Origin of the sequence: Flavobacterium geliluteum, assembly GCF_017948595.1 — a bacterium.
Classification (GTDB): domain Bacteria; phylum Bacteroidota; class Bacteroidia; order Flavobacteriales; family Flavobacteriaceae; genus Flavobacterium; species Flavobacterium flavipigmentatum.
On the sequence record NZ_JAGFBV010000011.1, the window covers coordinates 26,491 to 45,640 of the forward strand.

General features: G+C 35.0%; 17 protein-coding genes. 10 read left to right on the forward strand and 7 right to left on the reverse strand.

Annotated elements, in window-relative coordinates; all coding sequences use genetic code 11:
* Positions 1-65: 65 nt before the first annotated feature.
* From J3495_RS08380 to J3495_RS08390, 3 genes are all read left to right on the forward strand, one after another.
* The gene (locus J3495_RS08380; RefSeq protein WP_210666109.1) at positions 66-740 is read left to right on the forward strand and encodes a DUF4271 domain-containing protein; all 675 of its coding nucleotides are present in this window, start codon (positions 66-68) and stop codon (positions 738-740) included.
* 14 nt (positions 741-754) lie between these two features.
* Positions 755-1,504: a uroporphyrinogen-III synthase gene (locus J3495_RS08385; RefSeq protein WP_210666110.1), complete on the forward strand. Its 750-nt coding sequence runs from the start codon at positions 755-757 to the stop codon at positions 1,502-1,504.
* A 141-nt stretch (positions 1,505-1,645) separates the two neighbouring features.
* Positions 1,646-2,116 carry an Lrp/AsnC family transcriptional regulator gene (locus J3495_RS08390; RefSeq protein WP_210666111.1) on the forward strand — a complete coding sequence of 157 codons (471 nt, stop codon included), beginning with the start codon at positions 1,646-1,648 and terminating at the stop codon, positions 2,114-2,116.
* Between the two features lie 118 nt (positions 2,117-2,234).
* On the opposite strand, the gene J3495_RS08395 is transcribed toward J3495_RS08390, so the two are convergent.
* The 5 genes from J3495_RS08395 to J3495_RS08415 form a co-directional block, all read right to left on the reverse strand.
* Complete coding sequence (locus J3495_RS08395; RefSeq protein WP_210666112.1) at positions 2,235-2,924, reverse strand: zinc metallopeptidase; 690 nt, start codon at positions 2,922-2,924, stop codon at positions 2,235-2,237.
* 232 nt (positions 2,925-3,156) lie between these two features.
* Entirely contained in the window at positions 3,157-3,750 is a 594-nt protein-coding gene (locus J3495_RS08400; protein ID WP_210666113.1) for a hypothetical protein, read from the reverse strand.
* Positions 3,740-4,210: an RNA polymerase sigma factor gene (locus tag J3495_RS08405; RefSeq protein WP_210666114.1), complete on the reverse strand. Its 471-nt coding sequence runs from the start codon at positions 4,208-4,210 to the stop codon at positions 3,740-3,742. The genes J3495_RS08400 and J3495_RS08405 overlap by 11 nt, the downstream gene beginning before the upstream one ends.
* A gap of 5 nt (positions 4,211-4,215) precedes the next feature.
* Positions 4,216-5,058, reverse strand: coding sequence for an alpha/beta fold hydrolase (locus tag J3495_RS08410; RefSeq protein ID WP_210666115.1), 843 nt, complete (start codon positions 5,056-5,058; stop codon positions 4,216-4,218).
* Between the two features lie 499 nt (positions 5,059-5,557).
* On the reverse strand, positions 5,558-8,665 hold the full coding sequence (locus J3495_RS08415; protein WP_210666116.1) for a leucine--tRNA ligase: 3,108 nt from the start codon (positions 8,663-8,665) through the stop codon (positions 5,558-5,560).
* 162 nt (positions 8,666-8,827) lie between these two features.
* Between J3495_RS08415 and J3495_RS08420 the strand changes: the two genes are divergently transcribed.
* From J3495_RS08420 to truB, 4 genes are all read left to right on the forward strand, one after another.
* Positions 8,828-9,703: a cell division protein FtsX gene (locus J3495_RS08420; RefSeq protein WP_210666117.1), complete on the forward strand. Its 876-nt coding sequence runs from the start codon at positions 8,828-8,830 to the stop codon at positions 9,701-9,703.
* A gap of 49 nt (positions 9,704-9,752) precedes the next feature.
* Positions 9,753-9,995 carry a DUF3098 domain-containing protein gene (locus J3495_RS08425; protein WP_210666118.1) on the forward strand — a complete coding sequence of 81 codons (243 nt, stop codon included), beginning with the start codon at positions 9,753-9,755 and terminating at the stop codon, positions 9,993-9,995.
* Positions 9,996-10,102: 107 nt separating this feature from the next.
* Entirely contained in the window at positions 10,103-10,900 is a 798-nt protein-coding gene (locus J3495_RS08430; protein WP_210666119.1) for an undecaprenyl-diphosphate phosphatase, read from the forward strand.
* Positions 10,900-11,592: a tRNA pseudouridine(55) synthase TruB gene (gene truB, locus J3495_RS08435; protein ID WP_210666120.1), complete on the forward strand. Its 693-nt coding sequence runs from the start codon at positions 10,900-10,902 to the stop codon at positions 11,590-11,592. The genes J3495_RS08430 and truB overlap by 1 nt, the downstream gene beginning before the upstream one ends.
* A gap of 383 nt (positions 11,593-11,975) precedes the next feature.
* On the opposite strand, the gene J3495_RS08440 is transcribed toward truB, so the two are convergent.
* On the reverse strand, positions 11,976-12,593 hold the full coding sequence (locus tag J3495_RS08440; protein WP_210666121.1) for a thioredoxin family protein: 618 nt from the start codon (positions 12,591-12,593) through the stop codon (positions 11,976-11,978).
* A gap of 181 nt (positions 12,594-12,774) precedes the next feature.
* Here J3495_RS08440 and pyrH point away from each other — a divergent pair, with 181 nt between their 5' ends.
* From pyrH to J3495_RS08455, 3 genes are all read left to right on the forward strand, one after another.
* Positions 12,775-13,482 carry a UMP kinase gene (gene pyrH, locus J3495_RS08445; RefSeq protein ID WP_210666122.1) on the forward strand — a complete coding sequence of 236 codons (708 nt, stop codon included), beginning with the start codon at positions 12,775-12,777 and terminating at the stop codon, positions 13,480-13,482.
* A 71-nt stretch (positions 13,483-13,553) separates the two neighbouring features.
* Positions 13,554-14,117, forward strand: a complete 564-nt coding sequence (gene frr, locus J3495_RS08450) for a ribosome recycling factor (protein WP_210666123.1) — start codon at positions 13,554-13,556, stop codon at positions 14,115-14,117.
* Between the two features lie 118 nt (positions 14,118-14,235).
* The gene (locus J3495_RS08455; protein WP_210666124.1) at positions 14,236-16,731 is read left to right on the forward strand and encodes a DUF5686 family protein; all 2,496 of its coding nucleotides are present in this window, start codon (positions 14,236-14,238) and stop codon (positions 16,729-16,731) included.
* 94 nt (positions 16,732-16,825) lie between these two features.
* On the opposite strand, the gene J3495_RS08460 is transcribed toward J3495_RS08455, so the two are convergent.
* Positions 16,826-19,096: a cation:proton antiporter gene (locus tag J3495_RS08460; protein ID WP_210666125.1), complete on the reverse strand. Its 2,271-nt coding sequence runs from the start codon at positions 19,094-19,096 to the stop codon at positions 16,826-16,828.
* Positions 19,097-19,150: the final 54 nt, after the last annotated feature.

The window sequence follows — 19,150 nt, forward strand, 5'->3', positions numbered from 1 at the left end:
CATTTGATTCATAATAAATTTATAATAAAAATATTCAAACAAAAAATTACTAATTTTGTATCGTTATGATTGAACAACTTCATCCTAGATTACTAGAAAACAAAGACTGGGCGACAATTTTGTTTGTGGTGGCCTTTGCCCTTGTAGCGATTACTAAATCTTCTTACGAAAGCAGGTTTAGCGAGTTTAGCAAACTTATTTTTTCAGATAAATATTCAAAAATTTATCGTGACACCAGCCAATTAAAAAGTAGTTTTACGATTGGTTTATTTATGGTGCAAATTATTTCGTATGCGTTTTTCATTCAGCTAACGATGAGCATTTTTGAATTTAATAATGCTTCAAAAACAGATTGGGTTTTATTCATTCAGATCGCAAATGTGCTGCTCTATTTTATACTTGCCAAATATTTAATAGAAAAAATAGTAGCAAATTCTTTCAATATTGATGAATTTGTAGAACTTTTCAACCTCCAAAAAGTAACATACAGAACGTATATTGGCATTTTAATACTCCCTATTAACGCTATTTTGTTCTATTATGACAACATCCCAAAAAGCGTCCCGCTAGTAATAATAGGGGTTTCGCTATGTCTAAGTCTTTACTCTTACTTTATTTCAATAAAAACCTATCAAAATGCAATATTCAGTAAGTTATTTTATTTTATTTTGTATCTTTGCGCACTTGAAATAGCACCTTATTATTTCATGTATTATTGGATTACAAAAGTGGGTGCTTAGAAAATATTTATAACATGAAAGTGAAAACAATTTTGGTGTCACAGCCTGAACCTAAAGTGGAAAATTCCCCTTACTTTGAGCTCCAACAAAAACACAAAATAAAAATTGATTTCAGATCTTTTATTCACGTGGAAGGGGTTAACGCTAAAGAGATTCGACTGCAAAAAATCGATCTTAATCATTACACTGCTATTATTTTGACGAGCCGAAATGCTGTTGATCATTTTTTTAGAGTAGCAGAAGAAATGCGATACAAAGTCCCTGAAGGATTGAAATATTTTTGTCAGTCTGAAGCAGTTGCTTTTTACCTGCAAAAATATGTAGTGTACAGAAAACGTAAAATATATGTGGGCGCAAAAGATTTTGCAGATTTATCGCCACTTATAAAAAAATACAAAGACGAAAAATTCCTGTTACCAGCTTCTGATCAACTAAATGCTGATGCACCTATCACTTTAAACAATTTAAAAGTAGACTGGACACAAGCTGTATTTTACAAAACAGTAATGAGCGATTTGTCTGATTTGGCCGATGTTTATTATGATGTTTTAGCATTTTTTAGTCCAACCGGAATTAAATCATTGTTTAAAAACTTTCCAGATTTTAAACAAAATGATACTAGAATTGCAGTATTTGGAAGCACAACTCAAAAAGAAGCTCTTGATTATGGTCTGAGAATTGATATTCTTGCTCCAACTCCTGAAACCCCGTCTATGACGATGGCTTTGGAGAAATACATTAGCGAAGCCAACAAAGGAAAATAATTCTTTAGAAAAAAACAATTTAAAAATTCCAAATTCCAATTCATAACGTTGGGATTTGGAATTCTTTTTTTTAAATCATTTTGATTATATTTGATTTCTAATTTAAACTAATTCATTAAAATTAGTTTTAAATCGAAAGCTATGAAAATCAATTCTCTTTTAATTGAAATTGACGGTATCGACAAAGAAATTCTACGTTATCTCATGGAAGATGCCAGAAAACCAATTTTGCAGATTGCCAACAAAATAGGCATTTCGGGGGCTGCGATACATCAGCGCTTAAAAAAACTGGAAACCACGGGCGTAATTTCGGGTTCAAAATTTATCATAAATCCAAAAGTACTCGGTTACAACACCATGGCATTTGTTGGCGTTTATCTGGACAAAGCTTCTCGAAATTCGGAAGCCGTAAAAGATCTAAAAAAAATTCCCGAAGTTTTAGAATGCCATTACACCACCGGAAACTGGTCGGTTTTGATAAAAATAATCTGCCGTGACAACGAACATCTAATGCAACTTTTAAACACCAAAATACAAGCCATAGAAGGTGTTTCCAGAACCGAGACGTTTATTTCACTAGATCAACAAATTGACAGGCAGATTCAATTATAAATTAGATAATGTGACAATTAGATGATAAATGTGATAATTTTAAACTAAATACAAAACCCGACAAGCATTAAATACCTGTCGGGTTTCGAATAAATTATCTCATTGACTAATTAAAAAATTAATCCCTCCTGCTGCTGCCCGAGTAAATCGAGATATAGTACAACAACGTTGCGATAGAACCAATTGCAGCCACCACATAGGTTCTGGCAGCCCATTTTAAAGCGTCTTTTGCACCCGACTGTTCTTCTTGAGTCAGCATGTGTTTGTTTTCTAACCAAGCCAAAGCACGATTACTGGCATCATATTCTACAGGCAGCGTAATGATAGAAAACAAAGTCGTTGCAGCAAAAATGATGATTCCTATTAATAATAATTGAGGAAAAGTTCTAATCATCAAGATTCCTGCAAGCAAAATCCATTGCATGTAGGTAGAAGCCACACTTACGATCGGCACCAGTTTCGAACGCATTGTAAGCCATTCATAACCTATTGAGTGTTGCACAGCGTGTCCGCATTCGTGAGCTGCAACTGCTGCTGCTGCCGCACTGCGATGATTGTAAACCGCCTCGCTTAAATTTACCGTTTTATCTGTCGGATTGTAGTGATCCGTAAGCTGTCCCGGAGTAGAAATCACGCGTACATCGGTAATACCGTTATCCGCCAACATTTTCTCGGCGATTTCGGCACCACTCATATTATTTTGCAAATGCAATTTCGAGTACAATTCGAATTTGCTTTTTAGTTTTGAACTTACCATCCAGCTCACCAACATGATCAGCCCGGCCAGAATTAAATATCCACTTCCCATTTTTATATCTTTTTAAAGTTTATTTTTTTAACCGTCTCTATAATGATCAACAATTTACGAACCATTTTTGTAAAATGCCAAAATGGCATCTAATTTTAGATTTTAATTATGATTGGCCTTTTCTAAAAAAAACAAACTTTTACCTGAATATCTATATTTCGTCTAGAATTTCATGAATTTTCGCCAATAGAAATAATGAAAATTAATATAATTCACATCAAAAAAACAATCATTAATTTGACGTTAATTGCTCATTTACAGCTTCAAATTTAGCGATCAATCCATCTATTTTTTGTTCTTGCTTTTTAATTTGTTTTGGACGAATGTAAAACCAATTGAAAGCAAACCAAAGCAATGTAATTCCATAGGCAAAGATCGCCCAGAAAGCTGTCATTCGCACCGCGTATTCGTACATATACAAGCCAATCCCAATCGTTAACATTATAAAATACAAATTCATCATCGTAGATTGCAAAAAGTGTTGTTTCTTTTTTATTTCGATCAATTTCAGTAAATACTCCTGATTGCTTTTGTCACTATCGATCGTTTTAAAAGAGCTTAACAATTTACTATAAACAGACAAATAAATAATCATCGATAATATTGTGACTACAATTCCTATTTTGGTCGAAATAAACTGCGGCTGGTAATAATACCAAACCAAACCAATAAACACACTTGTGGCAATAAGCAACACATTGGTAATCCAAAACGATTTCAAGCCCGCTTTCTTAAATTGTTTTATTTTCAAAAGCAATTCTTCTATATTGGGTTGATTTACTTTTTGTTTTTTCCATAAATCTTTAAAATCTGTATTATTGTCCATTTTCTTTAAATTTTTGAGTCAATTTTTCCTTTATTCTATGAATTTTTACTCGTGTATTGGCTTCTGAAAGCCCAACGATTTTTGCAATTTCTGCCTGCTTTACATCTTCCAGTTCCAGCGAAATTATAATACGATCTGTTTCCGGCAACTCTGCAATGCATTGGTACAAAAACTGAATTTGCGGTTCGAATGATTGTTGTTTTTCTTCCATTATATTCATCGACAACTCAGATTTCGGGAAGCGTTTTTCTTTTTCTATTTGTCGCAAACAATTATTAGAAGCAATTCTAAAAATCCAGGTTCCAATACTCGACTCGTTTCTAAAAGTGTCTAATTTTTGCCAAACAATTATAAAAGTCTCCTGAGCCAAATCCTGCGCAACATCATAATCGTTAACAAAACCCATGCAGAGTCTGAATATTCTATCCCAATAGGTTTTATAGATATTTTCAAATTCCATTATTCTTATTTTATAAAATTGTTTAATTGTTCCAAATACCATGTTGGGTCATCGTACATAATAAAATGCAACCCTTTATTGGCATATTGAAGATTCGCTGTTTTTAGGTTTTTATATTGCGCTTCGATAGCAGGTTTTAAATTTACGAAATAGGCTTCCAATAAGATTAAAGTCGGGCATTTTATAGTGGTTATTTTTTCTCTCAAATCGGTATTCGAAAAATCGCAATACATTTCGGCAAACGTTTTTCTGTCTGATTTTACACTCCATTCGATAATCAAATCCTTTTTTGAAGCATTTTCAACTAATCTCGGAATACTCATTTTTTGCATATCATAAAACTGGCTATCAGTCATTGCCGTGATTTGATTTACCATCGGCAAACAGTCGTTATTTTCTTTTGATTGAAAAGAAGGATTCATCAAGGCCGACAAACTTGGCAGTGCATCTACTACGACAATTTTACCAATTAGCTCCGGATAATCAGCAGCAATTGCAAGTGCTAATACGCCACCCATACTGTGACCTATCAAGATTGGTTTTTCTATTTTATTGTTTTTAACATAGTTGGCAATTTCTGTTTTCCAATGTTCGAAAGTAACATTCGGTTGTGGTTTTACACCTGCAAAACCCGCCATTGTAAGAGTATAACAGGTAAAATCTTTCTCAAAATTGGCTTTGGTTTCGTTCCAGACATCAGCTGAAGAAGCAAATCCGGGAATAAATAAAATGGCTTGTTTTCCTTTTCCAGTTTTAAGAACTTCAAACGGATACGATTTTGTTTGTGCTGTAACATTCATACACAATACTGAAAACATAAGGGCGGCAATCAAAATATACTTTTTCATTTTTAATAGTTTTAAGTTGTTAATTAATCGGATCCGCCTTTTGGATACGAGAACTATTAAAATGTTACAATGGAAATTAAAATTTTAATAAAAAATTCTGATTTGAATATTGGAACGGAAATTCTAGCGTGATTTGCGCACGGAGATTCCTCGTTCCTCGGAATGACAAACTGAGTGTTTGTTGTGGCCTCAAAATAAAAATCTCTTCATTTTTTGTCATTCCGAGGAACGAGGAATCTTAACCAGTAGCTCAACAAAGATTGGTAATTAGCCTTTGAGTAATTACTAGAGTACAATTGTAGCGTGCTTTGCGTGCGGAGATTTCTCTTTGGTCAGAAATATCAAGTTTAGGAACCTCGTTTGTTGCTCTTTGAATGTGATTGCTTCGTTCCTCGCAAAGACTTTGCGTGTGTGCTTTTGTCAAAAACAAAAAAAATCCAAACCCCAATCGTTAAATTGGAATTTGGAATTTATAAAATATTGGAATTTTAAAATCTGATTAACCCACCAAATTGATAATCTTCCCGGGAACAATAATTACTTTATTTGGTGTTTTACCATCCAATTGTTTTAAAGTTCTTTCGTCTTTCATGATGATTTCTTCGATTTGTTCCTTGGTTAAATCCAAAGGCAATTCGATTGTGAAACGCATTTTTCCGTTGAAAGAAACCGGGTATTCTTTATTGGTCTCCACTAAATATTTTTCCTCAAAAACTGGAAAAGGAACTTCAGAAATTGAAGTTGTGTTTCCTAACTGCGACCATAATTCTTCTGCAATATGCGGCGCATAAGGCGAAACCAAAATCGCTAAAGGTTCTAAAATCGCTCTTGAATGACAATTTTGAGTAGACAATTCATTCACACAAATCATAAATTGAGAAACAGATGTATTGAAAGAGAAACTCTCAATATCATCCGCCACTTTTTTGATGGTTTTGTGCAATGATTTTAAGTTGTCTTTGGTTGGCTCATCATTGTTTACGATTAAACCGTTATCATCAAAATACAAACGCCATAATTTTTTAAGGAAACCAAAAACTCCTGAAATTCCGGCAGTATTCCAAGGTTTTGCCTGCTCTAACGGCCCAAGAAACATTTCGTACAAACGCAATGTATCAGCTCCATATTCATTACAAATATCATCCGGAGTTACTACATTGTATTTCGATTTCGACATTTTTTCGACTTCGCGACCTACAATGTATTTTCCGTTTTCTTCTAAAATAAATTTGGCATCTGCGTAATCTTCTCTCCAAACTTTGAATTTCTCAGTATCTAATTCATCAGAAGAATTAACCATTGAAACATCAGCATGAATTGGAGTAACACTTAATACATTAACTGCTTTAGTCAAAATCTCAATTTCAGCATTTTGTAAAATATTTTTGAATGGCTCAAAAATCTCCTTTTCTAACTTTGAAATCATTAATTGTTTAAGACCATCCAAACCAACTTTTTCAAAAATTCCTTTAGAAACTAAAACCTTTTTCAAAGATATTGTTTGCCCTTCACCATTAGGTAAATCAGTTCCCCATGATAAATCTATGTCATATTCCACTCTATAAACAAAAGCACTAGTACCCAAAATCATTCCCTGATTGATCAGTTTTTTGAATGGCTCTTCGGTTGGCGCAAAACCTTTGTCTTTTAAGAATTTATTCCAGAAACGAGAATATAATAAATGTCCGGTTGCGTGCTCGCTTCCTCCAATATACAAATCGACACTTTCCCAGTATGCCAAAGCTTCCTTGCTTGCAAATTCATTTTCGTTGTGTGCATCCATATAACGCATCCAATACCAGGAACTTCCCGCCCAACCTGGCATGGTGTTCAATTCTAGAGGAAAAATAGTGATATTATCTATCAACTGAGTACTTACAACTGAACACTTAACACTGTCCCAAGCCCAAACTGCGGCGTTTCCTAACGGAGGCAAACCGTCCTCGGTTGGTAAATATTTCTCTACTTCAGGCAAAATAATTGGCAAATGTTGCGCATCGATCATCTTTGGCAAACCATTGACATAATACACCGGAAAAGGTTCTCCCCAATAACGCTGGCGGGAAAAAACCGCATCACGCAAACGGTAATTTGTTTTGCCTTTTCCTTGCCCTATTTTTTCTAATTCTTCAATAACTTTATAAGTTCCTTTTTTGTAATTCAATCCGTTTAAGAAATCAGAATCTACTAATTGAAAACCTTCTTTGGCTCCAAAAGCAGCTTCAGAAATATCTTTATCAAAAATATTCTTGATGGCTGGCATTCCGTTTTGACCTTTAAAGAAATTTGCAAAAGCGTAATCTCTCTCGTCACCGCACGGAACGGCCATTACAGCGCCTGTTCCGTAACCCGCCAAAACATAATCACCGATCCAAACCGGAATTGCTTCTTTGGTAAAAGGATGCTCGGCATACGCTCCCGTAAACACTCCAGAAATGGTTTTTACATCGGACATACGCTCACGTTCTGAACGTTTTGCAGTTTTTTCGATATACGCTTCAACCGCTGCTTTTTGTTCCGGAGTTGTAATTTTGGCTACCAAATCATGTTCTGGCGCCAAAGTCATAAAAGTGACTCCGAAGATGGTATCGGGGCGAGTGGTGAAAACCTCAATAAAATTTGTTTCAGGTTTCACGTTTAAAGTTGCCTCACTTTGTGCAACGTCCTGAGACTTGAAACTTGAAACTTGAAACTTCACAAGCGCACCAACAGATTTACCAATCCAGTTTCTTTGTGATTCTTTTATAGATTCGCTCCAGTCAATATCATTCAAACCTTGAAGCAAACGCTCCGCATAAGCAGAAATTCGCATGCTCCATTGGGTCATTTTTTTTCTGATAACAGGATAGCCACCGCGTTCTGACACGCCGTTTACGATTTCGTCATTTGCCAAAACCGTTCCTAAACCAGGACACCAGTTTACTTCAGTTTCTGCCAAATACGTCAATCTGTATTGCAAAAGGATTTTTTCCTGCTCGTCTTTTGAAAATGCGTTCCATTCGCTTGACGAAAAAGAAACAATAGCATCATCGCAAACCGCATTTACATTGGCATTTCCTTCTTTTTCGAAGATGGAAACTAAAGTTGAAATATCTTCGGCTTTGTCTGCATTTTTATTGTACCAAGAATTAAATAATTGAATAAAAATCCATTGCGTATGTTTGTAATAATCTGGATTTGAAGTACGTACTTCGCGACTCCAATCAAAAGAAAAACCAATTTTGTCTAATTGTTTTCGGTAACCGGCGATTTGTTTGCCTTCTTTATCAACTCCTCCATCAATATTTACACGGGTTGTATCTTCGGGACGCTGTCCGGTCTGAATAGCGTATTGTTCCGCAGGCAAACCAAAACTATCGTAACCCATGGGGTGCAAAACGTTGAATCCCTGATGTCTTTTGAAACGAGAATACACATCTGAAGCAATATATCCCAGCGGATGCCCAACGTGTAAGCCCGCACCAGACGGATAAGGAAACATGTCTAAGACATAATGTTTAGGTTTGGCTTCGCCTCGGGTTTCAGAATTGTTTTTTGCAGCAAAAGTTTGGTTTTCAGCCCAATATTTTTGCCATTTCGCTTCGATTTCGTTCGGATTGTATTTCATTATAAAAAGGTTCAAAGTTGCAAAGTGACAAAGATTCTAAGATTTCGCCACCGAATTAAGTCCGCAAATTTACATTTATTGTACGAAAGTTGAAAGTTTGGCCGTTATTAACTTCAAATAAAGAAATTGTTTATTATTTTTACCACCAAATTAAAGCAAACTATGAGTTCTAACTTCGATAAATTTCAAAAACGCAGGTTAATTTCCTCTTATTTTTCGGTTGTATTAAGTGTTTTTCTGGTATTGTTCCTTTTGGGCGTACTGGGATTATTCATTATCAATTCTAAAAAATTGGCCAATGATTTTAAAGAAAAAATTGCCATGACGGTTTTCTTTAAAAATGAGGCAAATGATAGTGTAATAAAGGCATTCAATACCGAATTAAAAAGGGCTCCGTTTGCAAAATCATACGTTTATGTTACCAAAGAGCAGGCTGCCAAAGAGCATACTGATATTATTGGCGAAGATTTCCTGACTTTTTTAGGAGAAAACCCATTGTTAAACTCTTTTGACATTCACTTAAAAGCAGATTATGTAGAAAGAGACAGCATTCTAAAAATAGAAAGCCGTTTGCATAAAAACGCCATGATTTCTGATATTGTTTACGACAAACAATTGGTCAATCTGGTAAACGACAACATCAAAAAAGTCAGTATGTGGATTTTGATCGTGAGTGGATTTCTTGCCGTAATTGCTGTTTTATTGATCAATAGTTCGTTGCGTTTGTCGATACATTCGAACCGTTTTATTATCAAAACCATGCAAATGGTGGGCGCAACAAAAGCCTTTATTCGTAAACCATTTGTAATGCGAAGCGTAAAATTGGGAATGCTTGGAGCAGGATTAGCGATTATTGCGTTGATTGCGCTATTACTTTACGTAGAAACTAATTTTCCAGGATTAGGAATTTTAGAAGACAAAATTTTAATTGGTATCGTATTGTTGGCCGTTTTTGGGCTTGGCATTTTGATCACTTGGGTGAGTACGCACTTTGCAACACAACGTTTCTTAAATTTAAGAACAGACGACCTTTACTAATTTTAGATTGTTGACTTTAGATTTTAGATTTTAAAAAACTTTATCATAAATGAAAAATAATACAGAAACACCAAAACAAGAATTTCTTTTTGACACCATCAACTACAAAATTCTATTGATTGGAATTGCTGTGATTGCGTTAGGTTTTATACTAATGTCGGGTGGAGGAAGTGATAACCCTAATGTTTTTAACGAAAAAGTTTTTAATTTTAGACGCATCCGATTGGCTCCAACTACCGTTTTAATTGGTTTTGGAATCACCATTTATTCTATTTTTAAAAAATCCAAATAAATAGATCTTCAAGATCTTGATTGGATAAGTCTTCGACTTTGCTAAAGTTGACACATCCTGAATCCAAAATATATCCTGAAAACGATCGGGGCTAAAATTTAACTTTAATGAATACCTTACAAGCTATCGTTCTTGCCATTATTGAAGGAATTACAGAGTTTTTACCTGTATCTTCAACAGGGCACATGATTATTGCCTCTTCTTTTTTTGGAATTGCCCACGAAGATTTTACCAAACTTTTTACGATTGTTATTCAGCTTGGAGCCATACTCTCGGTAGTGGTTTTGTATTTTAAACGTTTTTTTCAAACACTTGATTTTTACTTTAAACTTTTAGTCGCTTTTATTCCTGCCGTCGTTTTAGGATTGCTTTTGAGTGATTTTATTGATGGATTATTAGAAAATCCTATTACCGTTGCCGTTTCTCTTTTAGTAGGAGGAATTATTTTATTGAAAGTAGACGAATGGTTTAACAACCGCAATACAACCGAATCTTCTCAGGAAATTAGTTATTTACAGGCTTTCAAAATTGGATTATTTCAATGTATCGCCATGATTCCGGGAGTTTCAAGAAGTGGTGCCAGTATTGTGGGCGGAATGTCTCAAAAACTAAGCAGAACAACAGCAGCAGAATTTTCATTCTTTCTGGCGGTTCCCACTATGTTAGGCGCGACAGCAAAAAAATGTTATGATTACTACAAAGCGGGTTTTGAGTTGTCTCAAGATCAGGTAAACTTATTAGTAATCGGAAATGTCGTCGCATTTATTGTAGCTCTTTTAGCCATCAAAACCTTCATCGGATTTTTGACTAAAAATGGCTTTAAAGTTTTTGGTTATTACCGAATTATCGCCGGAATCGTCCTATTGCTGATTCACTTTTTTATTCATCCCCTTACGATCATATAATGACACCTGAAGAATATCTTGACGGACAAATTTTATTGATAGACAAACCTTTAAAATGGAGTTCGTTTCAAGCTGTCAATAAATTAAAATATTTACTGATTAACAAAGTCGGACTTCCCAAAAAATTCAAAATTGGTCATGCTGGAACTTTAGATCCTTTAGCCACCGGACTATTGTTGATCTGTACGGGAAAATTTACCAAAAGAATTACCGAATTGCAAGGCCAGGCCAAAGAATATACTGGAACTTTTTACATCGGTGCCACTACTCCATCTTATGATTTAGAAACCGAAATTGATGCGACTTTTCCAACCTCTCACATTGATGACGCATTAATTCATGAAACAGTAAAACAATTTTTAGGCGAAATTGATCAAAAACCGCCTATTTTCTCTGCCATAAAAAAAGATGGCGTTCGCTTGTACGAACATGCACGCGCCGGAGAAACGATCGAAATTGCAAGCCGAAAAACAACGATACACGAATTTGAAATTACGAGAATTGCATTACCGGAAATCGATTTCAGAGTTGTGTGCAGCAAAGGAACTTATATTCGCTCGCTCGCTTTTGATTTTGGAAAAGTAATGAATTCAGGATCACACTTAACAGTCTTGCGTCGCACAAAAATTGGTAATTACGACGTAAAAAACGCTATCGATGTTACTTTGTTTGAGGAAAGTCTCAAACTGTAATAAAATAAAGAAGCACATTACCCATCCAGAATGAGAGCAATGTGCTAACTCGTGGCTTAAAAAGTATCGCTACTATTTGATACTTTTTTTTGGAGCTAGTAGTGAGATATCCTCTTTCCTCCAAACAAAAATCTTGAAAAAAAATCGTAAAAATTTTCAAATAACCTTTTCATAATAGTGCATTTTAATAGTTAGACATTAAATAGACACCAATAAAAATAGTAAATCAAAAATATGAATAATAGATACGGGCTGGCTCGACTAAAGTACAACATTTTACTTTAGAAGCAAATATTTTAAGATTTTTTTAAACATATATACTTAAAAAACAGCATATTACCCGATTAAATACAATTTTTAACGATTAAATGCAAAACAAAAAATTACAATCTATTGTATTTGATATTTTCCATAATGTCGATTAATTCGTTCTGAATAGAAATTCCTTTATCCTGCAAATACCAAAGCTGCAAATCGGTTTTAATTTTCTCATCAATACCGCCAAATTCTTTTTTATAGTTTGCGATCAATTCTGTAGCTCCTTTGGGTCTTGGCCCCCAATCTGCACGAACGATTCCTGCCTCTTTACAAATCACAATTACTTTGGGTATTGCTCTTCCCCCGTTGGTTAGATAATGACTCATTAAATCGTCGTTTTCATCGCGTAACGCAATCCTAAGATCAATTGTTTTATGAGATGCTGTGGTCATTTTATTCAGAATAGGTAAAATCTGTGCGGCATCTCCGCACCAACCTTCAGAAAGTACCAACCATATATAATGATGATCTAAATTTTGAAGTTTTGCAATCACATCTTCAGTAATGGTGATGGTTTTCTCGAGACGATTCATTCGAACTTCATTCAAACTCGTATAATGCGTCAAGCTCTCAGACTGTTCAGCGCCTGTTGATTTTCCTTCGGATAATAAATCGGTCACTAATTTTCGATATTCGGCATAAGAATGACTGTTGAATAATGCTTTGGCTACAATACTTTTCATAAATTTTAGTTTTTGATACTATAAAAATAAGAATTTAAAAAAGACAAGAGGATGATTTTTATCATCTTATGTGGTATTTTATATTTAAAAAATTAAAACAAAAGAGCAATTAATTTTTTTAAAACATTATTTTTAAAAATCAGAATATGTCTATATTTGCACAAATTAACGCAACACACACATGAAATATAAAAGAATTCTTCTAAAACTTAGCGGCGAAGCCTTAATGGGTGATTTACAATACGGGATTGACCCTAAAAGACTAGCCGAATATGCCGAAGAAATTAAGCAAATTCACAGTAAAGGAGTTGAAATTGCTATAGTTATTGGGGGAGGAAATATTTTTAGAGGCGTTGCGGGAGCAAGTGCCGGTATGGATAGAGTACAAGGCGATTATATGGGCATGCTTGCTACAGTAATTAACGGAATGGCCTTGCAAGGTGCTTTGGAAGACAAAGGAATGAAGACACGTTTGCAAACTGCTCTGAAAATGGAGTCTATTGCAGAACCATATATTAAGAGAAGAGCAGATCGCCATCTTGAAAAAGGAAGAATCGTAATTTTTGGTGCCGGAACCGGAAACCCTTATTTTACAACAGATACTGCAGCAGTTTTAAGAGGAATTGAAATCAATGCTGATGTTATTTTGAAAGGAACCCGCGTTGATGGTGTATATGATTCAGATCCAGAAAAAAATGCTTCGGCAGTAAAATTTGATTTCATCTCTTTTGATGATGTATTGAAAAAAGGATTGAATGTCATGGACACCACCGCTTTTACTTTGAGCCAGGAAAACAAATTACCAATAGTTGTTTTTGATATGAACAAAATTGGAAACTTATTAAAAATCTGCGAAGGCGAAACCATAGGAACTGTAGTTAATATATAGTCGTTAGTAACCGTTTTAAGTTGCACAAACTTGAACTTTAACTAAGAATGAAAACCGAAAACTAAAAAAAAATGACTGAAGAAATAGAATTTATATTAGATAGTACTGAAGAATCTATGAATGGTTCGATTGCGCATTTAGAAAAAGAATTTCTTAACATTCGTGCAGGAAAAGCTTCTCCGGCCATGCTTGGAAGTGTTTTTGTAGATTATTACGGATCTGCAACACCGCTTTCGCAAGTGTCAAAAATTAGCGTTCCTGATGCCAGAACCATTACTTTGCAGCCTTTTGAGAAAAATATGTTGCACACGATCGAAAAAGCAATTATGGTCGCCAATATTGGTTTTAACCCAATGAACAACGGAGACATGATTATTATTAGTGTGCCGCCTCTAACAGAAGATCGCCGTAGAGAATTGGCAAAGCAAGCAAAAGCAGAAGCAGAAGACGCTAAAATTGGGGTCCGTAATGTACGTAAAGATGCCAATAGTGATATTAAAAAATTAGAAAAAGAAGGAACTTCAGAAGACATTTGCAAATCTGCCGAAGAAGAAGTTCAAAACTTAACCAATACTTTTATTAAAAAAATTGATGAATTATTGGCGGCAAAAGAAGCCGAAATTATGAAAGTTTAAGATTATCTGTAATAAATTAAAAATCCGTTTGGTAAAAATGTACCAGACGGATTTTTTTATTGTTATTTTTGCCATACCAAAACTTAAATAATCCCGTTTCAACTCTATATACCTCTCTATGAAGCTATTTTGTTTCCTAACTTTGTTTTTTACGCTTTCGTTGCAAGCGCAATTTCAAATAAATGGAGTTGTAAACGATTCGAACAAAAAACCTCTTCCGTTTGCTACTATTACAACCTCTGAAAACAACAACACCATAACAGATGTTGACGGAAAGTTTCTACTTACTATTACGCCAAGCACAACCTCTATTACTATTTCTTACGTTGGTTTTGATACCAAAAATATAGCCGTAAGCACGGCAAAAAAATATTATGCCGTATCGCTAACCGAAAGAACAGCCGATTTAAAAGAAGTGGTTATTTCTAATGAAAATCCCGCATTGACTATTTTAAGAAAAGTCATTCTTAATAAAAACCAAAACGACCCGCTTAAAAAACTACATAGTTTTGAATATAAATCATACAATAAACTTATCGTAACCGCAACGCCCGATTCTATTGACGGACGTGTTGATACCACTACTGCTTATAAAGATCTGGACAAAAAAATAGTAAATATTGACTCTTCAGATTACAAGTTTAAAGAAATAATAAGCAAGCAACATTTATTTCAAACCGAAAAAATATCACAATATCAGTTTGATAAAAACACCTTAAAAGAAACTATTTTAGGAACCAAAATGGCTGGTTTTAAAGAACCTGTTTACGAAATTATTGCTTTCAACCTGCAATCTATTTCTATCTATGACAACAAATACGAGCTGTTTGAGACAAAATATAACAGTCCGATTGCCAGTGATGCTAAGCGTGATTACAGCTATAAACTTCTGGACACGGTTGTCATAAATGGTCGAGAAACGTACATGATTCACTTTAAAAATAAAAAGACAAGAAAATCAACAGGACTGGAAGGAGTTTTGTATATCGATAGTGAGAATTACGCTGTCGCGAAAGCCGTGATGCGGATAAAAGGTGTTCTGGACATTAGCGGAATACATGAATTTACATACGTTCCCGAAGAAAAAATTTGGTTTCAAAGCAATACGACTTTCAAAATTGTAAAAGGTAAAAACAGGAATGATATCAAAATTCTGGGCGGAACTATTCAGTTTGATGGAGACGAAGAAGAAAATTTTGAACCACGAAAAAAAGTCGCTTCCGATTTTACTTATCTGCTTTCTGAAAGCAACAACTTCGACATTCAATACAACACACATCCGAAGATAAAAGACCCTTCTCTTTATATCGAAATAAAAGAAAATGCCAGCAAGCAGCCCGAAAGTTTCTGGGATCAATACCGAAAGGAAAAACTAGACGTAAAAAGTCAAAAAACCTATCTTTTAATCGACAGCCTTTCTATCAATAAAAGAATCGAAAGACGTTTGGGCTTGGGCCGAAAAATCATCAACGGCTATCTTCCGGTTGGACCAATTGATCTGGATTTAAAAAAAATAATGAGTTATAATAACTATGAAGGTTTTAGACTTGGATTGGGAGGTATTACAAACGATCGGTTTTCGAAAGTTTTCAGAATCGAAGGGTACACGGCTTACGGAACAAAAGACGGTAATTTTAAGTACAATCTGGGCAGCGGTATTTTATTAGAAAAACAAACCAATACCTGGCTGAATACTTCTTATACCTCTGACATTAAAGAAATTGCAAGTACTACTTTTGCGGTTGACAAACGTGTATTTAAAATTTACGATCCGCGCCCGATAAACATTAGTACTTTTTATAAATACCATAGCTGGAAAGCCAATGTTCAGTCGAAAATTATTCCGAAAACGGAAGGGATTTTTGAGTTGTCGCGCACGTATGTAGAGCCGATGTTTGATTATCGTTTTAATCTGAATGGCAAATTGTATTCGAGTTACATGATGACTACGGCAATGGCTTCAATCGTTTGGGCGCCATTTAGCGATTTTATGCAAACGCCAAGCGGACGCACCGAAACCGACAAACAATTCCCTAGATTCACGTTTCAGTACACCCAATCACTGCCCAATGTACTGGATAACGATTTTAGTTTTGCCAAAATAGATTTTAAAACCGAATACGAAAAAAAATATTTAAACGGACAAAAAACCAATTTGCTTTTGCAGGGCGGAATCGCAATGGGCGATATTCCTATTACCCATTTGTACAATACCGCACCAAATAATCTTAACAAAGAAACCATTATACAGCGTATTACTTTTTCGGGAAGAAACAGTTTTGAAACGATGTATTTTAATGAATTCTTCTCTACCCAGTATGTGTTTTTTCAGTTCAAACATAGTTTAGACCGCATCAGACTTTTAAGAAAAGTACGTCCTTCGCTGGTGTTGGTGACCAGAATGGCGTGGGGAAATATGAAGCAACCTGAGCAACATGTTGGAATGACCTATAAAACACTTGATAGAGGTTATTTTGAGTCCGGAATCGAATTGAACAAAATCTACAAAGGCCTTGGTTTAGGTGGTTTCTACCGCTATGGCCCGAATCAATTATTGAAATTTGAGGACAACATTGCAGTAAAATTGTCTTATGTTCTTGATTTGGGATTGTAATAACTGACACAAATTTCAAGTAAAAAAAGTCCCAAATTCCAACTTTTACTAATTGGGATTTGGGATTTCTTTTTTTTGAATTTGGAATTTAAAACTACGGTTTCAAAATCAAAACAGATGGTGTATTATTGAGCCAAATGCTTTGAGATTCTATTAATTTCTTCCAGCTATCCAGACTTATAATCATTAGGTTTTGTGTTTCTAAAAACTCTTTCTTAATCGTTCTGTCATTCATAATCATGATATGATTGGGTGCAATTTGTTCGATTGAGCGAATCGTTTCCTGAATATCGCGTGTGTTTTTTACTTCGCCACTGGCATCTAAAACCGTGATTTGAGACCCATTATTATTGATTAATTTCTTAGCATATTCAATAAGGAAAGCATCTTCCTGACTAAAAATCGGAATAAAAACCTGATTGACATCCTCCAACTCTTTGTCGATAAAAATTCCGACTGGCATTTTTGTTTTAGCGATAATGTGACGTGTTCGTTCATCAAAAGGAGAATTTTCAAACAAGCCTTCTTTCCCTGTAAACTTGTCAATCAGACGATCGGGATTTACTATTCGGGTAGTAAAACCAAGAATTTTACCTAACAAAGTACCATCAAAAATAGATTGTCCTAAACCCACGAGGAGCAAATCATATTCTCCTTGATTGGCCGATTCGATAATATCGATATCAATATCATTGGTTACTTTAAAAACACTCACCATATTTTGGCTCAATCTTTCTGACTCCTCGATTACCGGAAACAGCATTTTTCTTTCGTGGTCTTTTACATCAAAAGAATGAATTTCAGTACTTAAAGACAAATGCATTGCTGTGACAATAGAATTATCACCTTGCTTTTTTACGAGACTATTAGCAATTTTAAGTAATTTTTTGCCTTTTTCAGGAGTTGCAAAAGAAAGCAAAATCTTGTACTTGCTTTTGTTACCAATCTCTTGCGGAATGACGGTTGCTTTTTCTTTAAAAAGATATCCGATAAAATCTAGCGCCGGGCCTGTCATAAAAGTAGTAACCAATGCCATAATAACCATCATGGTAAAAATTTCTGTTGATAAAACGCCTAGATCATATCCGATGTTTAGTACCACCAACTCCATCAAACCACGTGTATTCATTAAGGCACCAATAGCCAAACTGTCTTTCCAATTTTGTCCGACAAATTTGGCTGCAAGAGCACTTCCAAAAAACTTGCCTATTACAGCAACGGCAATAATTACCGCTGTCACTTTCCATAAATAAGGATCATTAAGCAATCCGATTTGCGTTCTTAAACCCGTAAATACGAAGAACAAAGGCAATAAGACAATAATGGAAACGTCTTCTACTTTTTCGATAAAAATATTTCTGAACTTATTATTTTCGGGCATAATAGCTCCTGCCAGAAAAGCGCCAAACAAAGCATGAATACCAATTAGTTCTGAAGCATAAGAAGAGAATAAAAGGGTAATGAAGAAAATCGCAACAACTGGTTTGTTCAGACTTTCGCGAGTTGAGTTTAAATCACCAACACGTTTTAAGAACGGTCGCACTACTTTTAGCATTACGATTACATAAAGTATGGCCAGACCAATCACGTACAAAGCACTTAAAAAAGAACCTGCTTTTACGATCGCGATCACCACCGCCAAAATACACCAGGCCGTAATATCATCAGCGGCAGCGCAAGTAATGGCAATAGTCCCCAATTTTGTTTTTTGCATGCCTCTTTCCTGAACAATTCTCGCCAAAACCGGAAATGCCGTGATGCTCATGGCAATACCCATAAACAGTCCGAAAGAAGAAAAAGCTACGCCATCTGGTGCGAAAGTGCCGTAAATAAAGTAAGCCAGAGATAGCCCTAAAGCAAACGGAATTACGATACTTGCATGACTGATTACTACAGATTCATGCGCTTTATTTTTAAGTACTTTTAGATCGAGCTCCATACCGATAACAAACATGAAAAATATCAAACCAATCTGACTTAAAAACTGTAAGTTACCTAACGATTCTTTTGGAAACAAAGCCCCAGAAAATTCCGGAAAATAAAGTCCGACCAAAGAAGGTCCTAAAACAATTCCGGCAATCATTTCACCTATTACAGAGGGTTGCCCTATTTTTCTGAAAATCCATCCAAACAACCGTGCAGCCAAAATAATGGTGACAATTTGTGCTAATAAAATCGCCAGAGGATGCTGCAAATTTTCGATCATAGAATGCAAAAAATCATTCCAATGGTTGCTTTCTATTTTTTTCTGAGCGATTCCACGTCCTACTTCGAGCGTTGTACCTTTTGAAATAACCCAATAAATCAAAGCACTAAAACCTCCAATAATTGTTACGTAAAACAAAGAGTTTTTTATGTTATTCATAACTCATTTTTTAATTAATTGCCGCAAATATCAGAACAGATTTTTTAGCGAAAA

Excerpts from the sequence above, each read along its gene's own strand:
- J3495_RS08380 (WP_210666109.1), top strand. The coding sequence starts at position 66 with ATGATTGAACAACTTCATCCTAGATTACTAGAAAACAAAGACTGGGCG.
- J3495_RS08385 (WP_210666110.1), top strand. The coding sequence starts at position 755 with ATGAAAGTGAAAACAATTTTGGTGTCACAGCCTGAACCTAAAGTGGAA.
- J3495_RS08390 (WP_210666111.1), top strand. The coding sequence starts at position 1,646 with ATGAAAATCAATTCTCTTTTAATTGAAATTGACGGTATCGACAAAGAA.
- J3495_RS08395 (WP_210666112.1), bottom strand. The coding sequence starts at position 2,924 with ATGGGAAGTGGATATTTAATTCTGGCCGGGCTGATCATGTTGGTGAGC.
- J3495_RS08400 (WP_210666113.1), bottom strand. The coding sequence starts at position 3,750 with ATGGACAATAATACAGATTTTAAAGATTTATGGAAAAAACAAAAAGTA.
- J3495_RS08405 (WP_210666114.1), bottom strand. The coding sequence starts at position 4,210 with ATGGAATTTGAAAATATCTATAAAACCTATTGGGATAGAATATTCAGA.
- J3495_RS08410 (WP_210666115.1), bottom strand. The coding sequence starts at position 5,058 with ATGAAAAAGTATATTTTGATTGCCGCCCTTATGTTTTCAGTATTGTGT.
- J3495_RS08415 (WP_210666116.1), bottom strand. The coding sequence starts at position 8,665 with ATGAAATACAATCCGAACGAAATCGAAGCGAAATGGCAAAAATATTGG.
- J3495_RS08420 (WP_210666117.1), top strand. The coding sequence starts at position 8,828 with ATGAGTTCTAACTTCGATAAATTTCAAAAACGCAGGTTAATTTCCTCT.
- J3495_RS08425 (WP_210666118.1), top strand. The coding sequence starts at position 9,753 with ATGAAAAATAATACAGAAACACCAAAACAAGAATTTCTTTTTGACACC.
- J3495_RS08430 (WP_210666119.1), top strand. The coding sequence starts at position 10,103 with ATGAATACCTTACAAGCTATCGTTCTTGCCATTATTGAAGGAATTACA.
- truB (WP_210666120.1), top strand. The coding sequence starts at position 10,900 with ATGACACCTGAAGAATATCTTGACGGACAAATTTTATTGATAGACAAA.
- J3495_RS08440 (WP_210666121.1), bottom strand. The coding sequence starts at position 12,593 with ATGAAAAGTATTGTAGCCAAAGCATTATTCAACAGTCATTCTTATGCC.
- pyrH (WP_210666122.1), top strand. The coding sequence starts at position 12,775 with ATGAAATATAAAAGAATTCTTCTAAAACTTAGCGGCGAAGCCTTAATG.
- frr (WP_210666123.1), top strand. The coding sequence starts at position 13,554 with ATGACTGAAGAAATAGAATTTATATTAGATAGTACTGAAGAATCTATG.
- J3495_RS08455 (WP_210666124.1), top strand. The coding sequence starts at position 14,236 with ATGAAGCTATTTTGTTTCCTAACTTTGTTTTTTACGCTTTCGTTGCAA.
- J3495_RS08460 (WP_210666125.1), bottom strand. The coding sequence starts at position 19,096 with ATGAATAACATAAAAAACTCTTTGTTTTACGTAACAATTATTGGAGGT.